At 70.0% G+C, this 21,333-nt stretch carries 21 protein-coding genes; 14 read left to right on the top strand and 7 right to left on the bottom strand.

The genetic code is table 11. The features are described from left to right. Positions 1-148 precede the first annotated feature (148 nt). The 6 genes from ACZ63E_RS38360 to ACZ63E_RS38335 all read left to right on the top strand — a co-directional run bounded on the left by ACZ63E_RS38360 (position 149) and on the right by ACZ63E_RS38335 (position 5,469). Positions 149-1,648, top strand: coding sequence for a glutamate-cysteine ligase family protein (locus tag ACZ63E_RS38360; protein WP_465341237.1), 1,500 nt, complete (start codon positions 149-151; stop codon positions 1,646-1,648). Between the two features lie 16 nt (positions 1,649-1,664). Further along, positions 1,665-2,261, top strand: coding sequence for a TetR/AcrR family transcriptional regulator (locus tag ACZ63E_RS38355; protein WP_465341236.1), 597 nt, complete (start codon positions 1,665-1,667; stop codon positions 2,259-2,261). Positions 2,262-2,334: 73 nt separating this feature from the next. After that, positions 2,335-2,994: a biliverdin-producing heme oxygenase gene (locus ACZ63E_RS38350; RefSeq protein ID WP_465341235.1), complete on the top strand. Its 660-nt coding sequence runs from the start codon at positions 2,335-2,337 to the stop codon at positions 2,992-2,994. A gap of 189 nt (positions 2,995-3,183) precedes the next feature. Next, positions 3,184-3,807, top strand: a complete 624-nt coding sequence (locus ACZ63E_RS38345) for a superoxide dismutase (RefSeq protein WP_465341234.1) — start codon at positions 3,184-3,186, stop codon at positions 3,805-3,807. A gap of 104 nt (positions 3,808-3,911) precedes the next feature. Beyond that, positions 3,912-4,721 carry an arylamine N-acetyltransferase family protein gene (locus ACZ63E_RS38340; protein WP_465341233.1) on the top strand — a complete coding sequence of 270 codons (810 nt, stop codon included), beginning with the start codon at positions 3,912-3,914 and terminating at the stop codon, positions 4,719-4,721. A 226-nt stretch (positions 4,722-4,947) separates the two neighbouring features. Then, positions 4,948-5,469, top strand: coding sequence for a hypothetical protein (locus ACZ63E_RS38335; RefSeq protein WP_465341232.1), 522 nt, complete (start codon positions 4,948-4,950; stop codon positions 5,467-5,469). A 121-nt stretch (positions 5,470-5,590) separates the two neighbouring features. Here ACZ63E_RS38335 and ACZ63E_RS38330 read toward each other — a convergent pair whose 3' ends face one another. Continuing rightward, the gene (locus tag ACZ63E_RS38330) at positions 5,591-6,847 is read right to left on the bottom strand and encodes an MFS transporter (protein ID WP_465301914.1); all 1,257 of its coding nucleotides are present in this window, start codon (positions 6,845-6,847) and stop codon (positions 5,591-5,593) included. Between the two features lie 113 nt (positions 6,848-6,960). Further along, complete coding sequence (locus tag ACZ63E_RS38325) at positions 6,961-7,392, bottom strand: MarR family winged helix-turn-helix transcriptional regulator (RefSeq protein ID WP_290059953.1); 432 nt, start codon at positions 7,390-7,392, stop codon at positions 6,961-6,963. Between the two features lie 101 nt (positions 7,393-7,493). Between ACZ63E_RS38325 and ACZ63E_RS38320 the strand changes: the two genes are divergently transcribed. Then, positions 7,494-8,009 (top strand): hypothetical protein, encoded by a 516-nt coding sequence (locus tag ACZ63E_RS38320; protein ID WP_465341230.1) that lies wholly within the window; start codon positions 7,494-7,496, stop codon positions 8,007-8,009. Here ACZ63E_RS38320 and ACZ63E_RS38315 read toward each other — a convergent pair. Beyond that, positions 7,999-9,471 carry an NCS2 family permease gene (locus ACZ63E_RS38315; RefSeq protein ID WP_465341401.1) on the bottom strand — a complete coding sequence of 491 codons (1,473 nt, stop codon included), beginning with the start codon at positions 9,469-9,471 and terminating at the stop codon, positions 7,999-8,001. The genes ACZ63E_RS38320 and ACZ63E_RS38315 overlap by 11 nt on opposite strands. An 82-nt stretch (positions 9,472-9,553) precedes the next feature. Here ACZ63E_RS38315 and ACZ63E_RS38310 point away from each other — a divergent pair, with 82 nt between their 5' ends. Continuing rightward, positions 9,554-9,781 (top strand): DUF2530 domain-containing protein, encoded by a 228-nt coding sequence (locus ACZ63E_RS38310; RefSeq protein ID WP_364516951.1) that lies wholly within the window; start codon positions 9,554-9,556, stop codon positions 9,779-9,781. Here the strand turns inward: ACZ63E_RS38310 and ACZ63E_RS38305 are convergent. Beyond that, complete coding sequence (locus ACZ63E_RS38305) at positions 9,778-12,609, bottom strand: sacsin N-terminal ATP-binding-like domain-containing protein (RefSeq protein ID WP_465341229.1); 2,832 nt, start codon at positions 12,607-12,609, stop codon at positions 9,778-9,780. The genes ACZ63E_RS38310 and ACZ63E_RS38305 overlap by 4 nt on opposite strands. Continuing rightward, complete coding sequence (locus tag ACZ63E_RS38300; protein WP_465341228.1) at positions 12,569-14,725, bottom strand: DUF3027 domain-containing protein; 2,157 nt, start codon at positions 14,723-14,725, stop codon at positions 12,569-12,571. The genes ACZ63E_RS38305 and ACZ63E_RS38300 overlap by 41 nt, the downstream gene beginning before the upstream one ends. A gap of 129 nt (positions 14,726-14,854) precedes the next feature. Between ACZ63E_RS38300 and ACZ63E_RS38295 the strand changes: the two genes are divergently transcribed. The 3 genes from ACZ63E_RS38295 to ACZ63E_RS38285 are packed head-to-tail and all read left to right on the top strand — an operon-like array spanning position 14,855 to position 18,069. Continuing rightward, a complete protein-coding gene (locus ACZ63E_RS38295; protein ID WP_465341227.1) occupies positions 14,855-15,634 on the top strand; it encodes a glutaminyl-peptide cyclotransferase in 780 nt (259 codons plus the stop codon). 38 nt (positions 15,635-15,672) lie between these two features. Further along, positions 15,673-17,589 carry an MFS transporter gene (locus tag ACZ63E_RS38290; protein ID WP_465341226.1) on the top strand — a complete coding sequence of 639 codons (1,917 nt, stop codon included), beginning with the start codon at positions 15,673-15,675 and terminating at the stop codon, positions 17,587-17,589. A 9-nt stretch (positions 17,590-17,598) separates the two neighbouring features. Further along, positions 17,599-18,069, top strand: a complete 471-nt coding sequence (locus tag ACZ63E_RS38285) for a DUF2771 family protein (RefSeq protein ID WP_465341225.1) — start codon at positions 17,599-17,601, stop codon at positions 18,067-18,069. On the opposite strand, the gene ACZ63E_RS38280 is transcribed toward ACZ63E_RS38285, so the two are convergent. Beyond that, positions 18,066-18,452, bottom strand: coding sequence for a cold-shock protein (locus ACZ63E_RS38280; RefSeq protein ID WP_086861937.1), 387 nt, complete (start codon positions 18,450-18,452; stop codon positions 18,066-18,068). The two genes, ACZ63E_RS38285 and ACZ63E_RS38280, sit on opposite strands and share 4 nt — an antisense overlap. 132 nt (positions 18,453-18,584) lie before the next feature. Here ACZ63E_RS38280 and ACZ63E_RS38275 point away from each other — a divergent pair, with 132 nt between their 5' ends. Beyond that, on the top strand, positions 18,585-18,821 hold the full coding sequence (locus tag ACZ63E_RS38275) for a hypothetical protein (protein WP_465341224.1): 237 nt from the start codon (positions 18,585-18,587) through the stop codon (positions 18,819-18,821). Here the strand turns inward: ACZ63E_RS38275 and ACZ63E_RS38270 are convergent. Then, positions 18,818-19,435, bottom strand: a complete 618-nt coding sequence (locus ACZ63E_RS38270) for an HAD family hydrolase (RefSeq protein WP_465341223.1) — start codon at positions 19,433-19,435, stop codon at positions 18,818-18,820. The two genes, ACZ63E_RS38275 and ACZ63E_RS38270, sit on opposite strands and share 4 nt — an antisense overlap. A gap of 95 nt (positions 19,436-19,530) precedes the next feature. Here ACZ63E_RS38270 and ACZ63E_RS38265 point away from each other — a divergent pair, with 95 nt between their 5' ends. Continuing rightward, positions 19,531-20,115 (top strand): TetR/AcrR family transcriptional regulator, encoded by a 585-nt coding sequence (locus tag ACZ63E_RS38265; protein ID WP_465341222.1) that lies wholly within the window; start codon positions 19,531-19,533, stop codon positions 20,113-20,115. A 20-nt stretch (positions 20,116-20,135) separates the two neighbouring features. Continuing rightward, entirely contained in the window at positions 20,136-21,104 is a 969-nt protein-coding gene (locus ACZ63E_RS38260; protein ID WP_465301894.1) for a R2-like ligand-binding oxidase, read from the top strand. Positions 21,105-21,333 lie beyond the last annotated feature (229 nt).

Genomic DNA, 21,333 nt, shown 5'->3' with positions numbered 1-21,333 from the left:
ACGAACGGGTCTATTTTGCTGTCGGTCAACCCCTCGTGACGGAGAGCACCAGTTTGGCCGCTAGCCCGGGTGCAACCGCTGTGAAACGGTTGTCCGCCAGGACCTGGAACACGTCCTAGTTCCACGCCGACACAAAGCAGGGATGGTCATGGGGATGGACCTCGCGGCTCAACCGTTCAACACGCTCGACCGCGGACGGTACCGCCGCAAGGTGCAGCGCTGTCTCGACACGTTGGCCCGCATGCTCACGGACGGCAGTTTTTCGTTCCCCCGCAAGAACATCGGCCTCGAGGTCGAGCTGAACCTGGTCGACCGCGAGATGCGCCCGTCGATGACGAACACCGCGGTGCTGGAGGCGCTCGACGACCCGTCGTTCACCACGGAGCTGGGCCAGCACAACCTCGAGCTGAACGTGCCGCCGCGGCCGCTGGCCGGCGATTCGGCCCTCCAGCTGGAAGACGACCTCCGCGCGTACCTGGCGACGGCGTCGGCGAAGGCGCGCGACACGGGATCGGCGCTCGCGATGATCGGCATCCTGCCGACGTTGAAGCACGAGCACTTCGACCAGAAGTGGCTCACCAACAAGACCCGGTACTCGACGCTGAACGACCAGATCTTCGCCGCGCGCGGCGAGCGCACGGTGCTCGCCATGGAAGGCGCGCCGCTGCCGAGCCAGCAGCCCGAACGCCTGCGCAGCTACGCCGAGTCGATCCTGCCGGAAGCCGCGTGCACCAGCGTGCAGCTGCACCTCCAGGTCGCGCCGGAGGAGTTCGCGGCGCACTGGAACGCGGCGCAGTGCCTGGCCGGGCTGCAGATCGCGCTCGCGTCGAACTCGCCGTTCCTGCTGGGCAAGGCGTTGTGGCACGAGACGCGCATCCCGCTGTTCCTGCAGGCGACCGACACCCGGCCGGAAGAGCTCAAGAACCAGGGTGTGCGGCCACGGGTCTGGTTCGGCGAGCGGTGGATCACGTCCATCTTCGACCTGTTCGAAGAGAACGTCCGCTACTTCCCCGGCCTGCTCCCGGAAACCGACGCCGAAGACCCGATCGAAGCGCTCGACGCGGGGCAGGCGCCGAAGCTCACCGAGCTGCGCATGCACAACGGCACCATCTGGCGCTGGAACCGGCCGGTGTACGACGTCGTCGACGGCCTGCCGCACCTGCGCATCGAGAACCGCGTGCTGCCGGCCGGGCCGACGGTCGTCGACACGGTGGCGAACGCGGCGTTCTTCTACGGCGCCCAGCGCGCGCTCGCCGAGGCGGAACGCCCGGTGTGGAGCCAGATGTCCTTCCAGGCCGCGGAGGAGAACCTGTACGCCGGCGCGCGCCGCGGTTTCGAAGCGCAGCTGTACTGGCCCGGCATCGGCTGGATCCCGCCGGACGAGCTGGCGTTGCGCGTCCTGCTGCCGCTCGCCCACGAGGGGCTGCGCCGCTCCGACGTCTCCGACGAGGCCCGCGAGCGTTACCTCGGCATCATCGAGCGCCGGTGCCTCGCCCGGAAGACCGGGGCGACCTGGCAGCGCGACTACGTCGTGCGCGCGCAGGAACGCGGCCTCGACCGCGAGGCGGCGCTCACCCGGATGCTGGCGCGCTACCTGGAGCTGTCGGAGTCCGGTGAGCCGGTGCACACCTGGCCGCTCGACGACTGAGCGCTAGCCTGGGCCGATGCCGAAGATTCTCGGTGAGTCGCTGGAAGCGCACCGGCGCGAGGTCCGGGCGCGGGTCTTCGACGTCATGCGCGCGCAGCTCTACGAACGCGGCTTCGACGCGATCACGCTCGCCGGGGTCGCCGCGGCGGCCGGCGTGGGCCGCACCGCGCTGTACAACCACTTCCCGGACAAGGAAAGCCTGCTGGTCGCCTTCGTCGAGGACGAGGCCGCCCGGTACGTCACGCGGCTGACCGAGGCCGTCGAGGCGCAGGCCGACCCGGTGGACCAGCTGGCCACCTTCGTCCGGCTGCAGCTGCGCGTGCTGGCCGAGTACCACATGCCGCCGGGCGCGGCCCTCGCGTCGGCGCTGGCGCCCGCGGCGTACCGCCGGATCAGCGCGCACGCCGACCCGATCACCGACCGGCTGCGCGCGATCCTCGCGGGCGGCGTCGACCTGGGGCGCTGGCCCGCGGCCGACCCGGACGTCCTGATCCCGATGATCACGGCGGCGCTGGGCAACCGGACGCTGGTCGACGGGCCCCCCGAGCAGCTGGAAGACGTCGTCGAGGCGGCCGTCCGGTTTGTGCTCCGAGCGGTCGGAGCCGCCATTTAGGGTAGCCTAACCCGGAAATATGCCCTACGATCTTTCTGACAGCGTGTCAGATCGATCGCCGGGAGGCTGCCCCATGTCGGTGACCACGGATGCTCGCCCGTTCTCGGCGACCCTGCGCGCGTCGACGCTCGAGGTGCACGAGAAGGCGAACTACTCGACGTACATGCGCGCCCTGCTCGGCGGCGAGCTGACGCAAGAGGGCTACACCCAGCTCGCGATCCAGTATTACTTCGTCTACGGCGCGATCGAGGCGGCGAGCGACCGCATGACCGGCCACCCGGTCGGCGGCGAGTTCGTCTTCGACGAGCTGCGGCGGCTGCCCAACCTGGAGCGCGACCTCGCACACCTGGTCGGCCCGGACTGGCGCTCGACGATCTCCCCGCTGGCCTCGACACAGGCGTACGTCGCGCGAATCGGCGAAGCGTCTTCGTGGGCGGGCGGGTACGTCGCGCACCACTACACGCGCTACCTGGGCGACATCGCGGGCGGCCAGGCGATCCGGCGGCTGCTGGAGAAGACGTACGACGTCGCCGAGGCCGGCACGCTCTTCTACCACTTCGAGGGCATCGGCAGCGCGCCCCGCTTCCGCGACCAGTACCGCGCGAAGCTGGACAACGCGCCGTGGGACGAGGCCGAGCGCGCCCGCGTGATCGACGAGACGCTGGTGGCGTTCGAGTGCAACGTCGCGGTGTTCGAGGAGCTGGCTTCACGGCTGGACGAGTACCGTGCGTGATCTCACAGCTCGTTGACCTCCAGTTAGGTCGAGGTAGCAGGCTCGGTTTCGGGTGCCGGACCCCCGGGTACGCCACTCGCAGAGCCGCCGTCCCGGATGGTGACGGCCACGCGCCCCCGCTCGCCGCGGAGAGGCGTGTGCTACTAGGTTCGATACCGGAAACTTGTGTCGAAGACAGAAGGAGGGCCAATGGCCCGCTACGAGCTCCCCGATCTCGACTACGACTACAGCGCCCTCGCGCCCCACATCTCCGGCGAGATCAACGAGCTGCACCACAGCAAGCACCACGCGACCTACGTCAAGGGCGCGAACGACACGCTCGACAAGATCGCCGAAGCGCGCGACGCCGGCGACTTCGGCTCGATCGTCGGCCTGGAGACCACCCTGGCCTTCAACCTGGCCGGCCACGCCAACCACGTCGTGTGGTGGAAGATCCTGTCGCCGGAAGGCGGCGACAAGCCGACCGGCGAGCTGGCCGCGGCGATCGACGAGGCCTTCGGCTCCTTCGACAAGTTCAAGGCGCAGTTCACCGCCGTGGCGACGACGATCCAGGGCAACGGCTGGGGCGCGCTCTCCTGGGACCCGATCGGCAAGACGCTGATCACCCAGCAGCTGCGCGACCACCACAACAACCTGATCCTGCCGACCGTGCCGATCCTGCTCGTCGACGTCTGGGAGCACGCGTTCTACCTGGACTACAAGAACGTGAAGCCGGACTACGTCAAGGCTCTCTGGAACATCTTCAACTGGGCGGAGATCTCCAAGCGCTTCGACAACGCCGTCGCCGGTGGCAACGGCCTGCTGCTCGGCTGAGTTCTCCCTCGGCAACGGGGTCCTTCCACTCGGAAGGGCCCCGTTTTTCGTCGGCGGGTGAAATCGCTTGACCTCGAGTGCGGTCGAGGTGTGAGAGTGGCGGCATGGACGTTGACGCGTATCTGGCCCGCCTGAGGGTCGCGTGGCCCGCGACGGCCGACCTGACGACCTTGCGCCACCTGCAGGAACGCCACCTGAGCACGGTGCCGTTCGAGAACCTGAGCATCCACCTCGGCGAGCCCGTCGAACTCGGCGAGGAGGCGTTGTTCAACAAGATCGTCCACCGGCGTCGCGGTGGATTCTGCTACGAGCTGAACGGCCTCTTCGCGGCGCTGCTGCGCGAGCTCGGCTACGACGCCTCGCTGCACGCGGCGCAGGTGTTCCGGCCGGACGGGACGCTCGGCCCGCCGCTGGACCACGCGGCGATCATCGTGTCCCTGGACGAGCCCTGGCTGGTCGACGTCGGTTTCGGCCGGTTCTCCCACCGCCCGCTGCGACTGTCCGGCGTGGACGGCCAGTCCGATCCGGAAGGTGAGTTCCTGCTCCTGGACGCGCCGCACGGTGACGTGGACGTCGTCATGGACGGCCGGCCCCAGTACCGCCTCGAGCGCCGGCCGCGGCCGCTGTCCGACTTCGTCCCGATGGCCTGGTGGCAGGCGACGTCCCCGGAGTCCCACTTCACGAAGTCGCTGACGTGCTCGCGGCCGACGTCGCAGGGCCGGGTAACGCTGTCGGGCAGCCAACTGATCGAGACGGTCGACGGCGTCCGGAACGAAATCACGCTGACGGGTGAAGCCGCGATCCGCACGGCGTACCGCGTCTACTTCGGTCTCCCGCTGACGCGGCTGCCCACTCCGCCGGGTGAGAGCCCCTTGACGAGCGGATCGCTCAGCCCGACACTTCCCGTGCAATGAACGAAGCCCCGGCCTGGGGTTCCCAGGGCCGGGGCTCCGTCCGTTCCCGAACTGACTGCCGCTCCCACCACGAAGCGGACATGTATGAGGTTAGCCTAACCTCATCTCCCGGACAAGAGGCTCCTTGCGGAGACCCCGATCTCACTCGTTCGAGTGAGGTGGTGTCGCGAACACGGAACGGGATCCCTCGGTCACACGCAGTCGCACCTCGCGGCACAATGCAAGGATGCCTGCCCATGTGTTCGCCGACGAGAGCAAGCGCGGTGGTTACCTCGTCACCGCCGCCGCGGTGCTACCCGGCGACCTCAACCGGGCTCGCCAGGCCGTGCGCGCATTGGTGTTACCCGGACAGTGGCGGTTGCACTTCACCCACGAAAGCGACAGCCGGCGCAAGCAGATCTTCGACGTCATCGCCGAGCTGAGTCCGGCGGTGACGATCTATGACGCCTCGGCACACGACCGCAGACGGCAACGAGAGGCTTGTCTCGACGGGTTGATCGCCGACCTCGCGACCGCCGGAACACGCATGCTCGTTCTCGAAACCGACGAATCGGTGCTCGAGCTCGACCGCCGGATCCTGTACCGGTCGACCCGGCTACACGGCTGCGAGGCGCTGGAATACCGCCACCATCGCGCACACGAGGAGCCGCTGCTCGCGATCCCCGACGCATTCGCCTGGTGCTGGCAGCGAGGAGGCCAGTGGAAGACACGGGCCAGGGATTTCGTCGTCGACATCAAGACCGTCTGACGCCGGAAACGCGAAACCCGGCCCGCCCACCGTCCGGAAGGCTGCCGGGTCCACTTCGCCCGCCTAGTGGCAGGTGCAAAATCAGTCTACAGCCTCCCACCCCAAGCAGCCAAGATGACCGCTAGACCTTCGCCCGCTTCAACACCCGAAGCCCGAACCCGCGCTGAACCGGCCAGGAAACCCCGCCCCGCCGGATCAAAACCACCGCGCACACCACCGCGGCCAGCGCCGAAACCGCCCCGCCGATGTAGAAGGGAGACCGTCCGCCGAACGCCTGCGCCATCCAGCCGACCATCGGCCCGCCGATCGGGTTGCCGCCGATCAGCACCAGCACGTACAGCCCCATCACGCGGCCGCGCATCTCGGGGCTGACCGAGGTCTGCACCAGCGCGTTCGCGGTGTTGAGGAACGTCATCGTGGCGAAGCCGAGCGGGATCAGGCCGAGGCCGAACGTCAGGTACGTCGGCATGAACGCCGTGAGCAGCTCGAACACGCCGAGGAAGAACGCCGAGATCAACATCAGCCGCACCCGCGGCCGGCCCTTCGTCCCGCGGCGGGCCGACATGATCGCGCCGGTGAAGGTGCCGACCGCGACCAGCGTCGACAGCAGCCCGTAGCCGTCGGCGGCGGTGTGGAACACGTTCGCCGCGACGATCGGGAGCGAGCTGAAGTACGTGATGCCGAACGTGCTGACGAACAGCACCAGCACCATCACCGTCATCAGGTCGGAGCGCCGCCGGACGTACCGCAGGCCCTCGACCAGCTGGCCCTTCTCGCGCGGCACCGCCGCGACGCGGAAGAGCTTGTCCGGGTTCATCAGAACCAGCCCGGTGATCACGGCGACCGTGCTGGCCGCGTTCGCGATGAACAGCCAGCCGGTGCCGATCCAGGTGATCGCGAACCCGGCGATGGCCGGGCCGACGATGCGCGCCATGTTGAAGATCGACGAGTTGAGCGCGACGGCGTTGGCGACCTGGTCGCGGCCCACCATCTCGGCGACGAACGACTGGCGCGTCGGCACTTCGAGCGCCGCGGTGACGCCGAGCGTGAAGCACAGGACGTAGACCTGCCACAGCTCGACGAACCCGCTCAGGTCGAGCACACCCAGCACCACTGCCTGGGAGCACGCCGCGGCCTGGATCCAGGTCAGCAGGCGTCGCTTGTCGACGCGGTCGGCGAGCACGCCGGCCCACAGCGAGAGGAACAGCGTCGGCGTGAACTGCAGCGCGACGGCGACACCGAGGGCGATCGGGTTGTTGCCGCTGAGGGTGAACACCAGCCAGTCCTGGGCGATGCGCTGCATCCAGGTGCCGATGTTCGAGATGACCTGGCCGGTGAAGAACAGCCGGTAGTTGCGGACCCGCAGCGACGCGAACATGCTGCCGCGCTTCGGAGGAGATGGTGGCGAGGCGGACGGCGGTGGGGCCGTGTCCCGGGTAGCAGTGGTCTCGATGGAACGTTTGGTTTCGCTACCCGTGGCCGTCACCGTGGTTAGTTCCCCGCCATCCTGTCTATGATTTCGGCGGCTTTCGAGAGCACTTCGCGCTCTTCGTCGCCGAGTTCCGCCAATTGCCGGTCCAGCCAGGCCTCTCGCACGGAGATGGCCTTGCGCACGTACGCCAGCCCGCTTTCGGACAGCTCGACGATGGCCTGCCGGCCATCGGTCGGGTGCGGGCGCCGCTCGACGAACTTCATCTCCTCGAGCGCGGCGATCACCCTCGTCATCGAAGGTGGCTGGACGCCTTCCTTAGCGGCGAGCTGACCCGGGGTCAGCGCACCGCACTTGTGCAGGGTGGACAGCGCGGCGACCTGCGTCAGCGTGAGGTCGTCCCCGACGCGCTGTGCCCGCAGCCGGCGGTTGAGCCGGACCACCGCGAGACGCAGACGGCTCGCCAAGGAGCGTTCGTGCGTGTCGCCGGACATATAGTTAGCATACCTTACGAAACTTCCACTGCACGGGTGATCTCCGTCAACCGCAACCCGGAAGAGGGCCGCGCGTCCTCTTCTCGGAGACTGGGGGTCCGATGAACAGGAAGCTTGCGGCCGTCGCCGGCCTGGCACTGCTGGCGATCGTGGCCGGGTGCGGCGACGATGCCCCGGCGGCCGCGCCGCCGCTCACCTCGCCCAGCGCCGCTGCGCGGGCCGTGGCGCTCTACCCGCTCCCCGACGAGCCCGGCACGACGCTCCACATCCCGGTGCCCGCCACCTGGACGGTGACCCACGACAAGGAGCGCGCGAGCTACCGCCAGGGCGACCTCCTGCTCGAGACCGACCGGGTGCCGATCACGCAGGAGGACGCGCTGAGCGGCCTCGAAGCCGTCGCGCGCGGGCAGGGCACGGTCGTCGGGCACGCTCCGATCGCCGACCGCGACGCCGCGGAATGGGACTTCACCTACGAACGTGACGGCGTGCCGCGGCGGGTGACCGTGGTCGGCCTCGGCGCCGGCGACGCCCTGGTGACAGTGCGGTTCGAGGCCCCGGCCGCGGAGTTCGACCGCAACCGGGGTGTCCTCGACGAAGCCTTGGAGATCAGGAGCTGAACGCCGCCTGGATCGGCCCGACGGCGAAGTAGGCGACGAACGCCAGCGCGATCACCCACATCAGCGGGTGCACCTGGCGTGCCTTGCCGGTGGCCGCGCGGATCACGACGTAGCTGACGAAGCCGGCGCCGATGCCGTTCGCGATCGAGTACGTGAACGGCATGACGACGATCGTCAGGAACGCGGGCAGCGCGATCGAGTAGTCGGTGAAGTCGATGTCGCGTACCTGCGCCATCAGCATCGCGCCGACCACGACCAGCGCCGGCGCGGCCGCCTCGACCGGCACGACCTGATACAGCGGCGTCAGGAACATCGCGGCGATGAACAGCACGCCGGTGACGACGTTCGCCAGGCCGGTCCGCGCGCCCTCGGCGATGCCGGACGCGGACTCGACGAACACCGTGTTCGAGCTGGCCGAGCCGAACCCACCGGCCGCGCCGGCGAGGCCCTCGACGAACAGCGCCTTGCCGACGTTGGGCAGCTGCCCGTCCTTCGGCAGCAGGTCGGCTTCCTTCGCAAGGCCGGTCATGGTGCCCATGGCGTCGAAGAAGTCGGCCAGGACCAGCGTGAACACCAGCAGGCAGACGGTGATGATCGGCAGCCGCGTCCAGGCGCCGAACGAGACGTCGCCCACCAGCGAGAGGTTCGGCAGGCCGACGACCTGGTCCGGCAGCGCCGGATAGCCGAGGTTCCAGCCCTTCGGGTTCGTGCCCTGCGACGGCCCGGCCTTGACGATCGCCTCCACGACGATGGCCAGCACGGTCGAGGACAGCACGCCGATCAGGATCGCGCCCTTGACCTTGCGCACCACCAGGATGCCGGTGACCAGCAGGCCGACGACGAACACCGCGGTCGGCCAGGAGGCGATCGAGCCGTTGATGCCCAGGCCCACCGGGACGGTGGTGTGCGCGTCGTCCGGCAGCCGGCGGACGAACCCGGCGTCGACCAGCCCGATCAGGCAGATGAACACGCCGATGCCGACGGCGATCGCCGACTTCAGCGACGCGGGCACGGCCCGGAACACCGCGGTGCGGAAGCCGGTGAGCACGAGCAGCACGATGATGACGCCCTCGATGACCACCAGGCCCATCGCCTCGGGCCAGGTCATCTGCGGGGCGATGGTGACCGCGACCAGGCTGTTGATGCCCAGGCCGGTGGCGATGGCGAACGGGTAGTTCGCGACCAGGCCCATCAGGATCGTCATTACGCCGGCGACGAGCGCCGTGACCGCCGCCACCTGCGGAACCGGCAGGATGCCGCCGAGGAGGTCCTTGTGCGCGCCCGCGTCGTCAGCGGCGAAGCTGCCGATGATCAGCGGGTTCAGCACCACGATGTAGGCCATCGTGACGAAGGTGACCAGGCCGCCGCGCAGCTCGCGCGGGACGGTCGAACCCCGTTCGGTGATCTTGAAGAACCGGTCCAGTGTGGACGTCCCGGTGCGGGTCGTCTCCTGCTCCGCCATTCGCCTGCCCATTCTCTCGCTGCTGCGGAGTACCCTGCACCTCGTGAGTGATCCGAGCAATCCACCGGAGGTTACGGGCTCGTTGCGGCACACGCCGGAGCTGCCCAAGAAGCTGACCGACCTGACGCCGGTGGTGATCGTAGGCACCTCGATCTGGGCTGTCGCGCTGGTGGTGCTCTTCTTCACGACTTCGGGGCTGTGGGTGCAGACGGCGCTGTCCGGGTTCGTGCTCGGGTTCATCGGCCTGGCGATCATCGCCTGGCAGCGCGCCGCCGCCCGGCGGGGCTCGAAGTCCGCTCAGCGGCTTTAACTCAGGAGTGTCCGCGGCGAGGGGTCGTCGAGCAGCGCCGTGATCAGGTGCCGGTCGGGCCAGCGCCCGGCCGCCCAGGCGAAGGCGCGGGCCAGGCCCTCGGAGGTGTCGGCCGCGTGCAGCCGGTCGTCGGACCACCACTGGACGTCATGTTCGGCGCCCCGGATCACCACGGTCAGGGGGTCGTGCACCAGCACGCCGCCGTCGGGCAGCCGGATGCCGAGCAGGTCGGCGACGAGCTTCAGCGCGGGCAGCTCGGCCCAGGGCGCGTACTCGCCCTGGCTGGTCACCTCGGCGTCCTCGGTGCCGGCCAGCGGAAGGTCGAGCAGGGCCGAGAGCCGCTCCGGCTCGTCCGGCGCGACGACGTACTGGTTCGGTTCTAGAGCACCGGCCACCCAGGGCACGTCGAGGACCAGCGCGTCGTCCACAACGGACCCGTCCGCGGCCCGGACGGCTTCCGGCGGACGCGGGTCCAACCCGGACTCGACCACGGCGTCGTAGGCGCGAGTGGTCAGTCCCGGTGAGACTGTCCTGTCGGGATCGGCAAGCCGTTTCAGGACATCTTCCGCTTCATCCACAGTGGACAGCGTCAGGTCCGTGCGCACACCCGCGACTTCGAGCAGGTCCACGCTCAGTCCGACGTCGGGAACTTCGTCGTAAAGCCCGGCCAGATCGGCGCTCCCGAGGCGCCATTCGTTCGGCGCGAACCCGCCGAGCAGGGCGTACTGCGCGATCCACCAGGACGCGTGTCCACGCAGGGCGCGGAACGTCTCCGGCCGCGCGGCCAGCAGTTTGAGCGCGGCGGGCCAGGCGTCGTCGGCGACGAGGTCGAGGTCCCGGATCGCGACGAGCGTCGACGGCGGCTCCGTCAACGAGTCCCACCAGGCCTCTTCGTCGGGCAGGTCGTGGTCGGGTTCGTGCGGTTCGTCGTCGACGACGAGCGCGAAGGAGTCGAGCACCCCGGCGGCTTGCAGCGTCTCGACGGGCCAGTCTCCCGCGAAATCCTCGTCGAGGACGTCGAGTGCGCCGTCTTCCTCGAAGACCTCTTCGTCGAAGATGTCGAGCAACGGCGAGTTCGGGAGCAGCAGCTCGTCGGCGCGTCGCCAGGAATCGGTAGCAGGCAAAGCGAGCGCGCCCACCCAGCGCGGGGCGTCGTTCCCGCAGTCGGCGATCAGCCGGAGGACAGCGCCCGCGAGGGTCGTACCGTCCAATCCGGACCGGACGTCTTCGACACTGCGCTCGACTGCGTCCCGCAGCTCATCGGCGTTGAGCAGCTCACGGGCGTCGGCTTGCTTGGCGCCCAAGCGTTCCAGCAGCGGGTGCGACGCGGCCGGGTGCACCAGCCGCAGCCCCGGAATGTCCACATCGGACAACAGTTCGAGCAGCTCGGCGGAGCCTTCGACGAGCAGGCAGCCCTTGGCCCCCGGCAGCGTCCGGCCGTCCGACAGCGGAACGGGAAGACCGTCCAACCTGGACACGGCCAGCGCGTGCGACTCGACGGCGATGGTCAGTGCGGCGTAGACGTCGTGCCACCAGCCGGGTTCTCGGCTGGTCCCGGTAAGCGTTTCCAGCACTTCTTCGATGCTGATCACCTGAACGGAGACGGCTTTCAACGTCTGCGCCGGCGCGGAACTCTTGATCAGCCCAGGCACGACGTCAGCCAGGAGCTTCGCGAGCCCAGGCACCTCAACGTCGATGACCCGCGCCTGGCGTCCACTCACCTCGACGCCGTCCTGAGTGGACAGCCAAGGCTCCCTCGCGAGGTTCGCCAGCACTTCGTCGTGCAGCTTGGCGTCCACAGTGGACTTCGGCAACCCCGGCTTGGGAACAAGACCGAACCGGTTCTCGTCCGGCAACAGCCGAACGAGCCCGACGTACTCGGCAGCGGCACTCTCGAGCGCCTTGGCGAGTTCGTCCCCAGGCAGCGCGCGCCGACGCGAAGGCTCGACCGGCACGGACGCAAGAAGCCGAGCGGGAAGCGACAGGGCGTCATCGGTCGGGGTCGGCGCGTGCAGGACGTCCTCGTCGAGCGGCTGCGGAATGCCTTCACGGTCAACCGGAACGGCCCAGACGACGTCACCGCGGTGGGTCAGCCAGCGAGTTTCCCGCTCCGGCCCCCGCACGACAACGACGTCACCCTCGGCAACCCGAGTCCAAACGCGACCGTCCACATCGGCTTCCGCCAGCCAGGGCAGAGCGAGAAGCAGATCGGCGACGTCGTTGGCAAGCTGGTCGAGCAGCGCGCGCCCGTCAACGTCGTCCCGCAGCGGCAACCGGACTTCGGTGTCGAAGCCAACGGGAACATCGGCGGCCACGGGCCACGGCAGCCGCAGCACGGGGACGTCACCGCTGATACCGGCGGCTTCCCGAGTGCGATCGGCGGAAAAGACGACCCCACCGGTCGTGGACACGACGCGAGGTTCGTCGGAAACGGTGCGCACGGCGGCAAAACCGACACCGAACCGCCCGACGGTCTCACCGGTCTTGCCAGAGGCCCGTAGCGAAGCGAGCGACGCGACGCCACGCGCGTCAAGCGGAGCCCCGGTGTTGGCAAACCGGAGTTCACGGTCCACAAGAGACACCCGAACCCGCCCAGGCTTACCGGCGGCCATGGCGGCGTCGGCGGCATTCTGGGCGAGCTCGACAAAAAGCCGATCCCGATAGGCGCCGACGCGAAGATCCCGCTCGACGTTGGTGTCCTCGGTGAGCCGGGTGGGCGAGTCCTGCCAGGCGCGCAGGGTCGCTTCGCGGAGCCGCGCAGTGCCGAAGGGATCGGCACCGTGCGGCTCAGCCGTTGCGCTGGTCACCGTGCTCTTCGGTCCCGCCATCGGTCGCCTCGACGTCTTGGTCGGTCACGTCGACGAGCCGCTCACCGGAGGTGTCGGCCGCGAGGGATTCAGCAACCCCAGCCGCCGAAAGCCGGCTCGCCTCCGGGGGAATCCCTTGAGTTTCAGGCGCGGATTCGTGCGAGCCAGGAGTTGCGTGCGCCTCAGCGGCGGAGTCGGTCAGGTCAGCCTGGGTCGGCTCGGCAGGCTCCACCACCGACTCGGCGGCCGTATCAGCCACCTCAGTCTGGTCCTGCTCCGCATCAGCAGGCTCCGCCACCTCAGCCGCGCTAGGTTCGGCGGTCACATCGGCCTGCGCCGACTCCGGCGCCTCAGCCACCTGCGGCTCGGCGACCGCATCAGTCACCTCGGCCTGGGTTGGCTCCGCATCCGCGGGTTCCGCCACCGGCTCGGCGACCACATCGGTCACCTCGGCCTGGGCTTGGTCCGCGCCAGCAAATTCCGCCGTGACCGGCTCAGCAACCACATCGGCCTGCGCCGACTCCGGCGCCTCAGCGACCTGCGACTCTGCGACCGCATCGGTGACCTCAGCCTGGGTGGGCTCGACATCCGCGGGCTCCGCCACCTCAGCGGCCACCGGCTCGGCGACCACATCGGTCACCTCGGCCTGAATCGGCTCGGCAACCGCGGGCTCCGCCACCTCAGCCGCCACCGGCTCCGCGACCACATCGGTCACCTCGGCCTGAATCGGCTCGGCAACCGCGGGCTCGGCCACCGGCTCCGCGGCTCCATCGGTCGCCTCGGCCTGCTGTGCTTGCTCCTCGCCGGTCGCCGCCTCGGGAGCCTGCGGCTCCGAGACCGCATTAGTTGCCTCGGCCTGAGTCGGCTCCGCATCTGTGGGCTCCGGCACCTCGGTCACAACCGGCTCGGCGACCGCATCTGTCGCCTCGGTCTGCGTCGGCTCCGCAGCCGCGGTGTCCGCCGCCGGGATCGGCTCGGCGGCCGCTTCCTTCACCGGCTCCGCGTTCACAGCCTCCGGCACCTCGACCGCCGCCGGCTCGGCTACCGCACCAGTCGCCGCCGTCTCGGGGAGCTCCGGCTCTGCGACCGCATCCGCAACCGCGCCGGTCACCGCCGCCTCGGGAACTTCCGGCTCGGCGGCCGCACCGGTCGCCTCGGTCGGCTGCGGCTCGGCAACCACATCAGTCGTCTCGGCCGCCACCGCACCGGTCGCCGCCTCGGGGGACTCTGGCTCGGCGACCGCCTCAGCCGGCGAACTCTCCGAAACGACCCCCGGCTCCACCTCCGCCGGTGAGACATCCGCCTCCGCGATCGCCGTCTCCGACTCGACCGCCGCCGACTCCACCGTCTCCGGCGCCGCCGTCGCCTCGACCGCCTTCGCAGACTCCGGCTCCGCGACCTCCGATTCCGGCTCCGCCGCCGACTCCGGCTTCGCCTTCGCCGGCTCCTCCACCTCCGCCACCGGCGTGAAATCCAACAGCGAATCGTCGTAAACCAGCTCCGCCACCGGAACCGACGACGTCACCTCGACCTCGACCTCCGAGTGGGCTCCACAGCCGTACTCGACGTCGACCACGTGGCCGTCTGCTGGGGCTATGTCGTTGCTGCACACTCCGAACACTCCGCGCAGCGAACCCGCCAACGGCACGAAGAACCCGCACGTCCCGCACACGTCCGGGGCGCTGCGGGCCATGTCGGACCGGGGGCCGAACTCGCCCGAGTGCCAGCGGGCCGCCGCGTCCGTGCGGCCGAAACGGGACAACACGTGTACCCGGCCCAGCCCCGCGTCGTGGGCCACTGCCTCTACCGCCGGGTCGTCCGACTGGATGTACGCCGGGGCCAGGCGGGGGTCGTTCTCGTCCGTCGGGAAGATGTCGCCGACGCCGAGGTCGCCCGCTCGGACCCGGCGCTCCCACGGCACCCACGCCGGGGCGATCCGGGCTTCGGGGCCGGGCACCAGGACGACCTCGCTGACCGTCACCGGCTCGTCGTCGCCCGCCAGGGCGATCGTCACCGACCAGCGCCAGCCGCGATAACCCGGGACCTGGGCCTCGAAGAGGTGACTCGCCGTGACCGCGTCCTCGCGGGCGGCACCCACGTGGGCGCCGATCTGCTCCTCGGGCGCGTCCTCCAGCACCGCGGCTCGCGCGAACTCCACCGCGTCGGCGAGTTTGCGCTGCACGGAGCCGTCGTCGAGGGTCAGCAGCAGAGTCATGCGGCCAATTGTGCCGCACGCATCCTCGGCGCCCGTGCCAGGCTGTTCAACGTGCGCACGCCGATCATCACCTCACTGCTGCTGGCCGCCGCGCTCGGCGGCTGCGCCGGGGCGCCCGAGCAGGAGCCGGGCCCCGAACAGCTGACCGTCCAGGTGCTCTCGACCCTGCCGCACGACCCCACCGCGTTCACCGAAGGCCTCGAGTTCGCCGGCGACACCCTCTACGAGAGCACCGGCCTCGCCGGCGCGTCGACGCTCACCGCGGGCCCGGCCGGCGGCCCGCCCATCACGAAGGCCACGCTCCCCGCGCCGCTCTTCGGTGAGGGCGTCACCGTGCTCGGGCCGACGCTGTGGCAGCTCACCTGGCAGGACGGCTTCGCCATCGAACGCGACTCGAAAACCCTCGCCGAGCTGCGGCGCGTCCCCTATCAGGGTGAAGGCTGGGGCCTCTGCCACCAGCCGGACGGCCGGCTCGTGATGAGCAACGGCTCGTCGTGGCTGACCTTCCGCGACCCGAAGACCTTCGCCGTCACCGGCAGCGTCGACGTCGGCCGTGATCAGCTCAACGAGCTCGAGTGTGTCGGCGACGAGGTGTACGCAAACGTTTGGCACACCGACACCGTCCTGCGCATCAACGCGGCGACCGGACACGTCACCGGGACGATCGACGCAGGTCAGCTGCGTGCCCAGCTGAACAAAACGGGTGCTGAGGACGTGCTCAACGGTATCGCCGCCGTTCCCGGGACGGACGAGTTCCTGCTCGCCGGGAAGCAGTGGCAGGTCACGTTCCGGGTGAGGTTCGTCCCGGTAACGCCGGGAAAGCACGGATGAGCAGGCGGGACCGACCTCCGGTAAGGCAGGATTGAGACGTGGCACTCTTCGGCTCCCGCTCCGACGGCTCCGGCTCGCAGCAGCGCGGCCGGAAGTCCAAGCGGCGCTGGGCGCCGGAGCCGGGCGCCGCGCAGGCCCGGTCCTGGCGGGACGCCGTGACCCCGGCGCGCGCCGAACACCAGAGCCCGGCGCCCACCCGCGTCGAGCACCAGAGCCCGAGCCCGCCGCCGCCCGCCCGCGTCGAACGGCCGGCCCCGCCGCCACCCCCGCCGCGCGGCGGGTACTACGACGACCGCGTGCCGAACGCGAACGAGGCGCCGACCGCGGCCGCGCCGTCCGGACACCGGCCGCCGCCACCGCGCGGCGCCCGGCCGTACGACCCGCACCGCACCGAGCCGGTGCGCCGCGAGCAGCCCGGCTTCTACCAGGGGGAACGCCGTCCCGGCAGCGGCGAGTACGAGCACTACGACACCGGCGGGTACGCAGGTGAGCCGCGCCCGCCGCAGCCCGGACCCGAGCCGCCGCGGGAAGAGCCGCGGACACCGGGTGGCACGCCGAAGCTGCCGAAGAAGATCACCGTCACGCGGGTGGCAGCGATGCGCAGCCGGCAGCTGACCGGCCAGGCCGTCGGCGCCTTCCAGCGCGCGACGAAGGCCGACGGCGCCGAGAAGTCCGGCCTCACCTCGCTGACCTACGCCGTCATGCTGAACTACGCCAGCGACGCGGCGATGGCGATCGCGCTGGCCAACACGCTGTTCTTCGCCGCGACCAGCGGGGAGAGCAAGGGCAAGGTCGCGCTCTACCTGCTCATCACGATCGCGCCGTTCGCGCTGGTCGCGCCGGTGATCGGGCCGGCGCTCGACAAGGTGCAGCGCGGCCGGCGGCTGGCGATGTGCGCGTCTTCGGTCGGCCAGGGCCTGATGGCCGTGGTGATGGCGCTGCACTTCGACGACTGGCTGCTCTACCCCGCCGCGCTCGGGATGATGGTGCTCTCGAAGTCCTTCACCGTGCTCAAAGCGGCCGTGACCCCGCGGGTGCTGCCCTCGGAGATCACGCTCTCCAAGACGAACGCCCGGCTGACGACGTTCGGCCTGGTCGCCGCCGGGGTCTTCGGCGCGCTGGCCAGCGGCATCAACGCCATCTCCGGTTCGGCGGGCGCGCTGTGGTTCACGGCGCTGATCTGCGTCGCCGCGGCGGTGCAGTCGATGCGGATCCCGGCCTGGGTCGAAGCGACCGAAGGCGAGGTCCCGACGTCGCTTTCGGCCCACCCGAAGGAGAAGAAACGACGGCAGCCGCTGGGGCGTCACATCGTCGTCGCGTTGTGGGGCAACGGCTCGGTGCGCGTGCTCACCGGCTTCCTCATGATGTTCGCCGCCTTCGCGGTGAAGGCGCAGACCGAGGGCAGCGGGCACAGCCCGTTCATGCAGCTGCTGCTGCTGGGGATCATCGGCGCCGCGGCCGGCGCGGGCGGGTTCATCGGCAACGCGCTGGGGTCGCGGCTCAGTTTCGGCAGCCCGGACCAGGTGATCGTCGGCTGCGTGGCGGGCTGTGTGCTGGCCGCGCTGGTCGCGACGCTGCTGCCCGGCCTGGCCACGGCCGCGATCGTCGGCCTGATCGGCGCGACGGCGAGCGCGCTGGCGAAGATCAGCCTCGACGCCGTCATCCAGGAGGACCTGCCCGAGGAGTCGCGGGCGTCGGCGTTCGGCCGCTCGGAGACCGTGCTGCAGCTGGCTTGGTGCTTCGGCGGCGCGGTGGGCCTGCTGCTGCCGCCGACGTACTGGATCGGCTTCCTGGTGATCAGTGTGCTGCTGGCGGTCGGCATGACGCAGACGTACCTGGTGCGCCGCGGCGGCTCGCTGATCCCGGGCCTCGGCGGCGACCGGCCGCTGCGCCCGGAGCCGACCGGCAGCTTCCCGGCCCAGGGCCTGCCCAGGGACCCGTCGGCCCGCCGGTAGGCTCCGGCCATGCGACGTTCCCGGGTGGTGGCCCTGCTTGCGGCCGGTGGGTTCGCGGTGGCCGGCTGCTCGGCGCCCGGCCCGGCCGAGGTCACGTTCTACGCCGACGGCCACACGATCAACTCCACGCCGACGATCACCTGTGACTACTCGCAGCAGGACCCGTGCCGTTCGGTGCGCGCGCCGGAAACGCTGCGGGTGCGGCCGGGCAAGCCGGTGCAGGTCTCGGTGCCCGGCGAGGTCGCGGACGCGCCCTGGCGGATCATCGTCGAGTACGTCACTCCGCAGGGCGAGTTCAAGCGGCGCGACCCGGTGCTGATCACGTCGCTGGACCGCTATGCCTACACGGCCACGCCGCCGACCCCCGCCGACCGGGTGTCCGCGGTGGAGGTTCAGGCGTACTCGGCCGTGGTGAGCACCGGATCCGGTGGCTCGGACATCATGGCGAGCGACGTGTGGGGCCTGCGCCTGGAGGCTTAGGGATCGAGGTCCCGGGCGACGGCGCGCATGATCTCGCCGATCTGCTTGGTGTGCTTGCGGTCCGGGTACCGGTTGCGCCGCAGGTCCGGCTGCACCTTCAGCTCGAGGAGCTTGATCATGTCCTCGATCAGGCCGTGCAGCTCCTCCGCGGGGCGACGGCGCGCCTCGGCGACGGACGGCGGCGGGTCGAGCAGCCGGACGGAGAGCGCCTGCGGACCGCGGCGGCCGTCGGCGACGCCGAACTCCAGGCGCTGCCCGGCCTTGAGCCCCTCGACGCCCTGCGGCAGCGCGGCCTTGCGAATGTAGACGTCGGCGCCGCCATCCTGCGTGACGAACCCGAACCCCTTCTCCGCGTCGTACCACTTGACCTTGCCGGTCGGCACTTCCCTCACCAGTCCTTCTGCTGTCCCGCTCACGACGAACGCGCCCGGGGGCGTACCCAGGGCGCGCTGGGTAAAGGGTATCTCGCCACATGCCCTGGGGAGAAGTCGATACCTGCGGATACGCTCTTGCCCATGAAGACCGCGACGAAGGAGGCCGCCGTGGCGTCTCCCGGCAAACCGTTCCTGATGCGGATCGGCATCGGCCTCTTCGGCCTCGGCATGCTCGCCGTGCTGACGGTGTTCGTCATGTTCGCCGCCGGCCTCGAGAACCTCCCGGTCTGGCTGTCCGTCGCGGCCGGCGTGATCACCCCGCTCGGGCTGCTGCTGGGCCTGATCGCGCTGGTCCGCGAGGCGCGCGCCAAGAGCTAACGCACCGCTGCGAAGGTCCGCTCGAACCAGTCCGGGAACTCCGTCAGCGAGTCGAAGACCACCTCCGCTCCTTCGCTCAGCAGCAGCGCGCGATCACACGGACCCGTCGTGACGCCCACCGCGATCGCGTTCGCGGCCAGCGCACCGCGAATGTCACCGGCGTGATCTCCGACATACACCCGCGCGTCGTGCGCCAGGAGCGCTTCGGCCTTGCGGGTCGACCACAGCTCGCCGACGACCTCGTCGACGTCCAGGCCGAGCGCGTCGACGTGCAGCTGCGCGTTCGGCCCGTACTTCCCGGTGACGACGAGCGTGCGCCCGCCCGCGGCCCGCACCGCGCGCAGCGACTCGACCGCGCCCGGCAGCGCGACCGTGCTCGGCACCACCATCTCCGGGTACAGGGCGCGGAACCGGTCGACGAGCCCGGGGATGCGCTCCTCCGGCGCCTCGAAGCCGCGCAGGATGTCGTCGAGCGGCGGGCCGAGGTTGGCCGCGAAGGCGTCGCCGTCCAGCGGCAGGCCGGATTCCACGCCGAGCGCGTTCATCGCCGCGGCCATGCCCGGCCGCGCGTCGATCAGTGTCATGTCGAGGTCGAACCCCACCGTGATGCCCACGACCAACACGGTAGCCGCCACCACCGACAAATTTACACGTCAGCCGATCATGTACAGCACCTTGACAGCGGAGTGATCTGTGTCAAGGTGAAGGTGTGACCAGCTTCACTGACCGGACGAAGGCGTCCCTGCGGGAAGCGCTGCTCGACGCCGCCGCAGACCTGCTGCCGGACCGCGGGCACGCGGCCCTGCGGATGGCCGACGTCGCGGCGAAAGCCGGGGTGAGCAGGCAGACCGTCTACAACGAGTTCGGCAACAAGGCGGCGTTGACCCAGGCGGTGGCGCTGCGCACCGCGTCGGAGTTCCTCGACGGGATCCGGCAGCGGTTCGAAACGGCGGACGGGCTGCTGGCCGGCATCCACCACGCCGTCGTCTACACGATCGAGCACGCGCGGGAGAACCGCCTGGTCGCGGCGGCGCTCGGCACCGAAGCCGGCGAGGACCTGCTGCCGCTGCTGACGACAAAGGGCGAGCCGATCCTCAGCGCGGCCGCGGAGCTCGCCGCCGGGCAGTACCGGGAGCTCGAGCCGGACCTGTCGGCCGAAGCGGCCGCCCTGCTCGCGGAGACCGTCGTACGGCTTTCGCTGTCGCACCTGGTCCTCCCGACGCATTCGGCGACGGAGGCGGCCGACGCCGTCACCGCCGTGCTCGCACCCGCCATCCGCCAATTCGTCCACTGAATCCTTATCGGAGTGAAACGATGACCGACACGCTCTCCGAACTGCGGACCGGCTTTTCCTCGCTGCGCAAGGGCGGCCTGAACTGGGACTCGTTCCCGCTGCGGCTGTTCGTCAAGGGCAACAAGAAGTTCTGGAACCCCGCCGACATCGACTTCAGCCGCGAACGCGAAGGCTGGGACACGCTCAACGACGAGCAGAAGCGCAGCACGACGTACCTCGTCGCGCAGTTCATCGCCGGCGAAGAGGCCGTCACCGAGGACATCCAGCCGTTCATGCGGGCGATGTCGGCGACCGGCCGGTTCGGCGACGAGATGTACCTGACGCAGTTCTGCTTCGAGGAAGCCAAGCACACGGAGGTGTTCCGCCGCTGGATGGACGCCGTCGGGCTGACCGAGGACCTCCACCCGTACGTCGCGGAGAACCCGCACTACCGCAAGCTGTTCTACGAAGAGCTGCCGCAGTCGCTGCGGGCGCTGGAGGACGATCCCAGCCCGCTCAACCAGATCCGCGCGAGCGTGACGTACAACCACGTCATCGAGGGCAGCCTCGCGCTCACGGGGTACTACTCGTGGCAGCTGATCTGCACGCAGAACGACATCCTGCCGGGCATGCAGGAGCTGGTCCGCCGCATCGGCGACGACGAGCGCCGTCACATGGCGTGGGGCACCTTCACCTGCCGCCGCCACGTCGCCGCGGACGACTCGATGTGGGACGCCGTCCAGCAGCGGATGGGCGAGCTGCTGCCGCACGCGCTCAACATGATCCAGTGGGTGCAGGACCAGTTCGAGGAGGTCCCGTTCGACAACGACCCCGAGGAGATCATCCAGTACGCGGCGGACCGCGCGCAGCGCCGCCTGGGCGCGATCGAATCGGCGCGCGGGACGCCGGTGGAGCAGATCGATCTCGACTACTCCCCGGAGGTCCTGGAAGAGACGTTCGGCGAGGAGGACGCGAAGGCGATCGCGGAAGCGGCCGCCGCGGTCGGCTGAGCCGGGCCGTGAGGGGCACCGTCGAAGGTGCCCCTCACGCGATCACCAGTCCCAGACTCGCTTCATACGATCACCAATCCCAGCTGCGTTTCACGGTCACCACTCCCAGATACGCTTCACGACGATCACCACTCCCAGCCGCGTTTCACGGTCACCACTCCCAGACTCGTACCGTCGGGCGCCACTCGTTGCCGCCGCGGGACCAGTCCCAGCCTCGAACCACGTCGGA

Source organism: Amycolatopsis sp. NPDC104819 (genome assembly GCF_055583145.1).
Note: the sequence above shows the minus strand (reverse complement) of the source record. Positions and strands in the feature narration are given on the sequence as shown.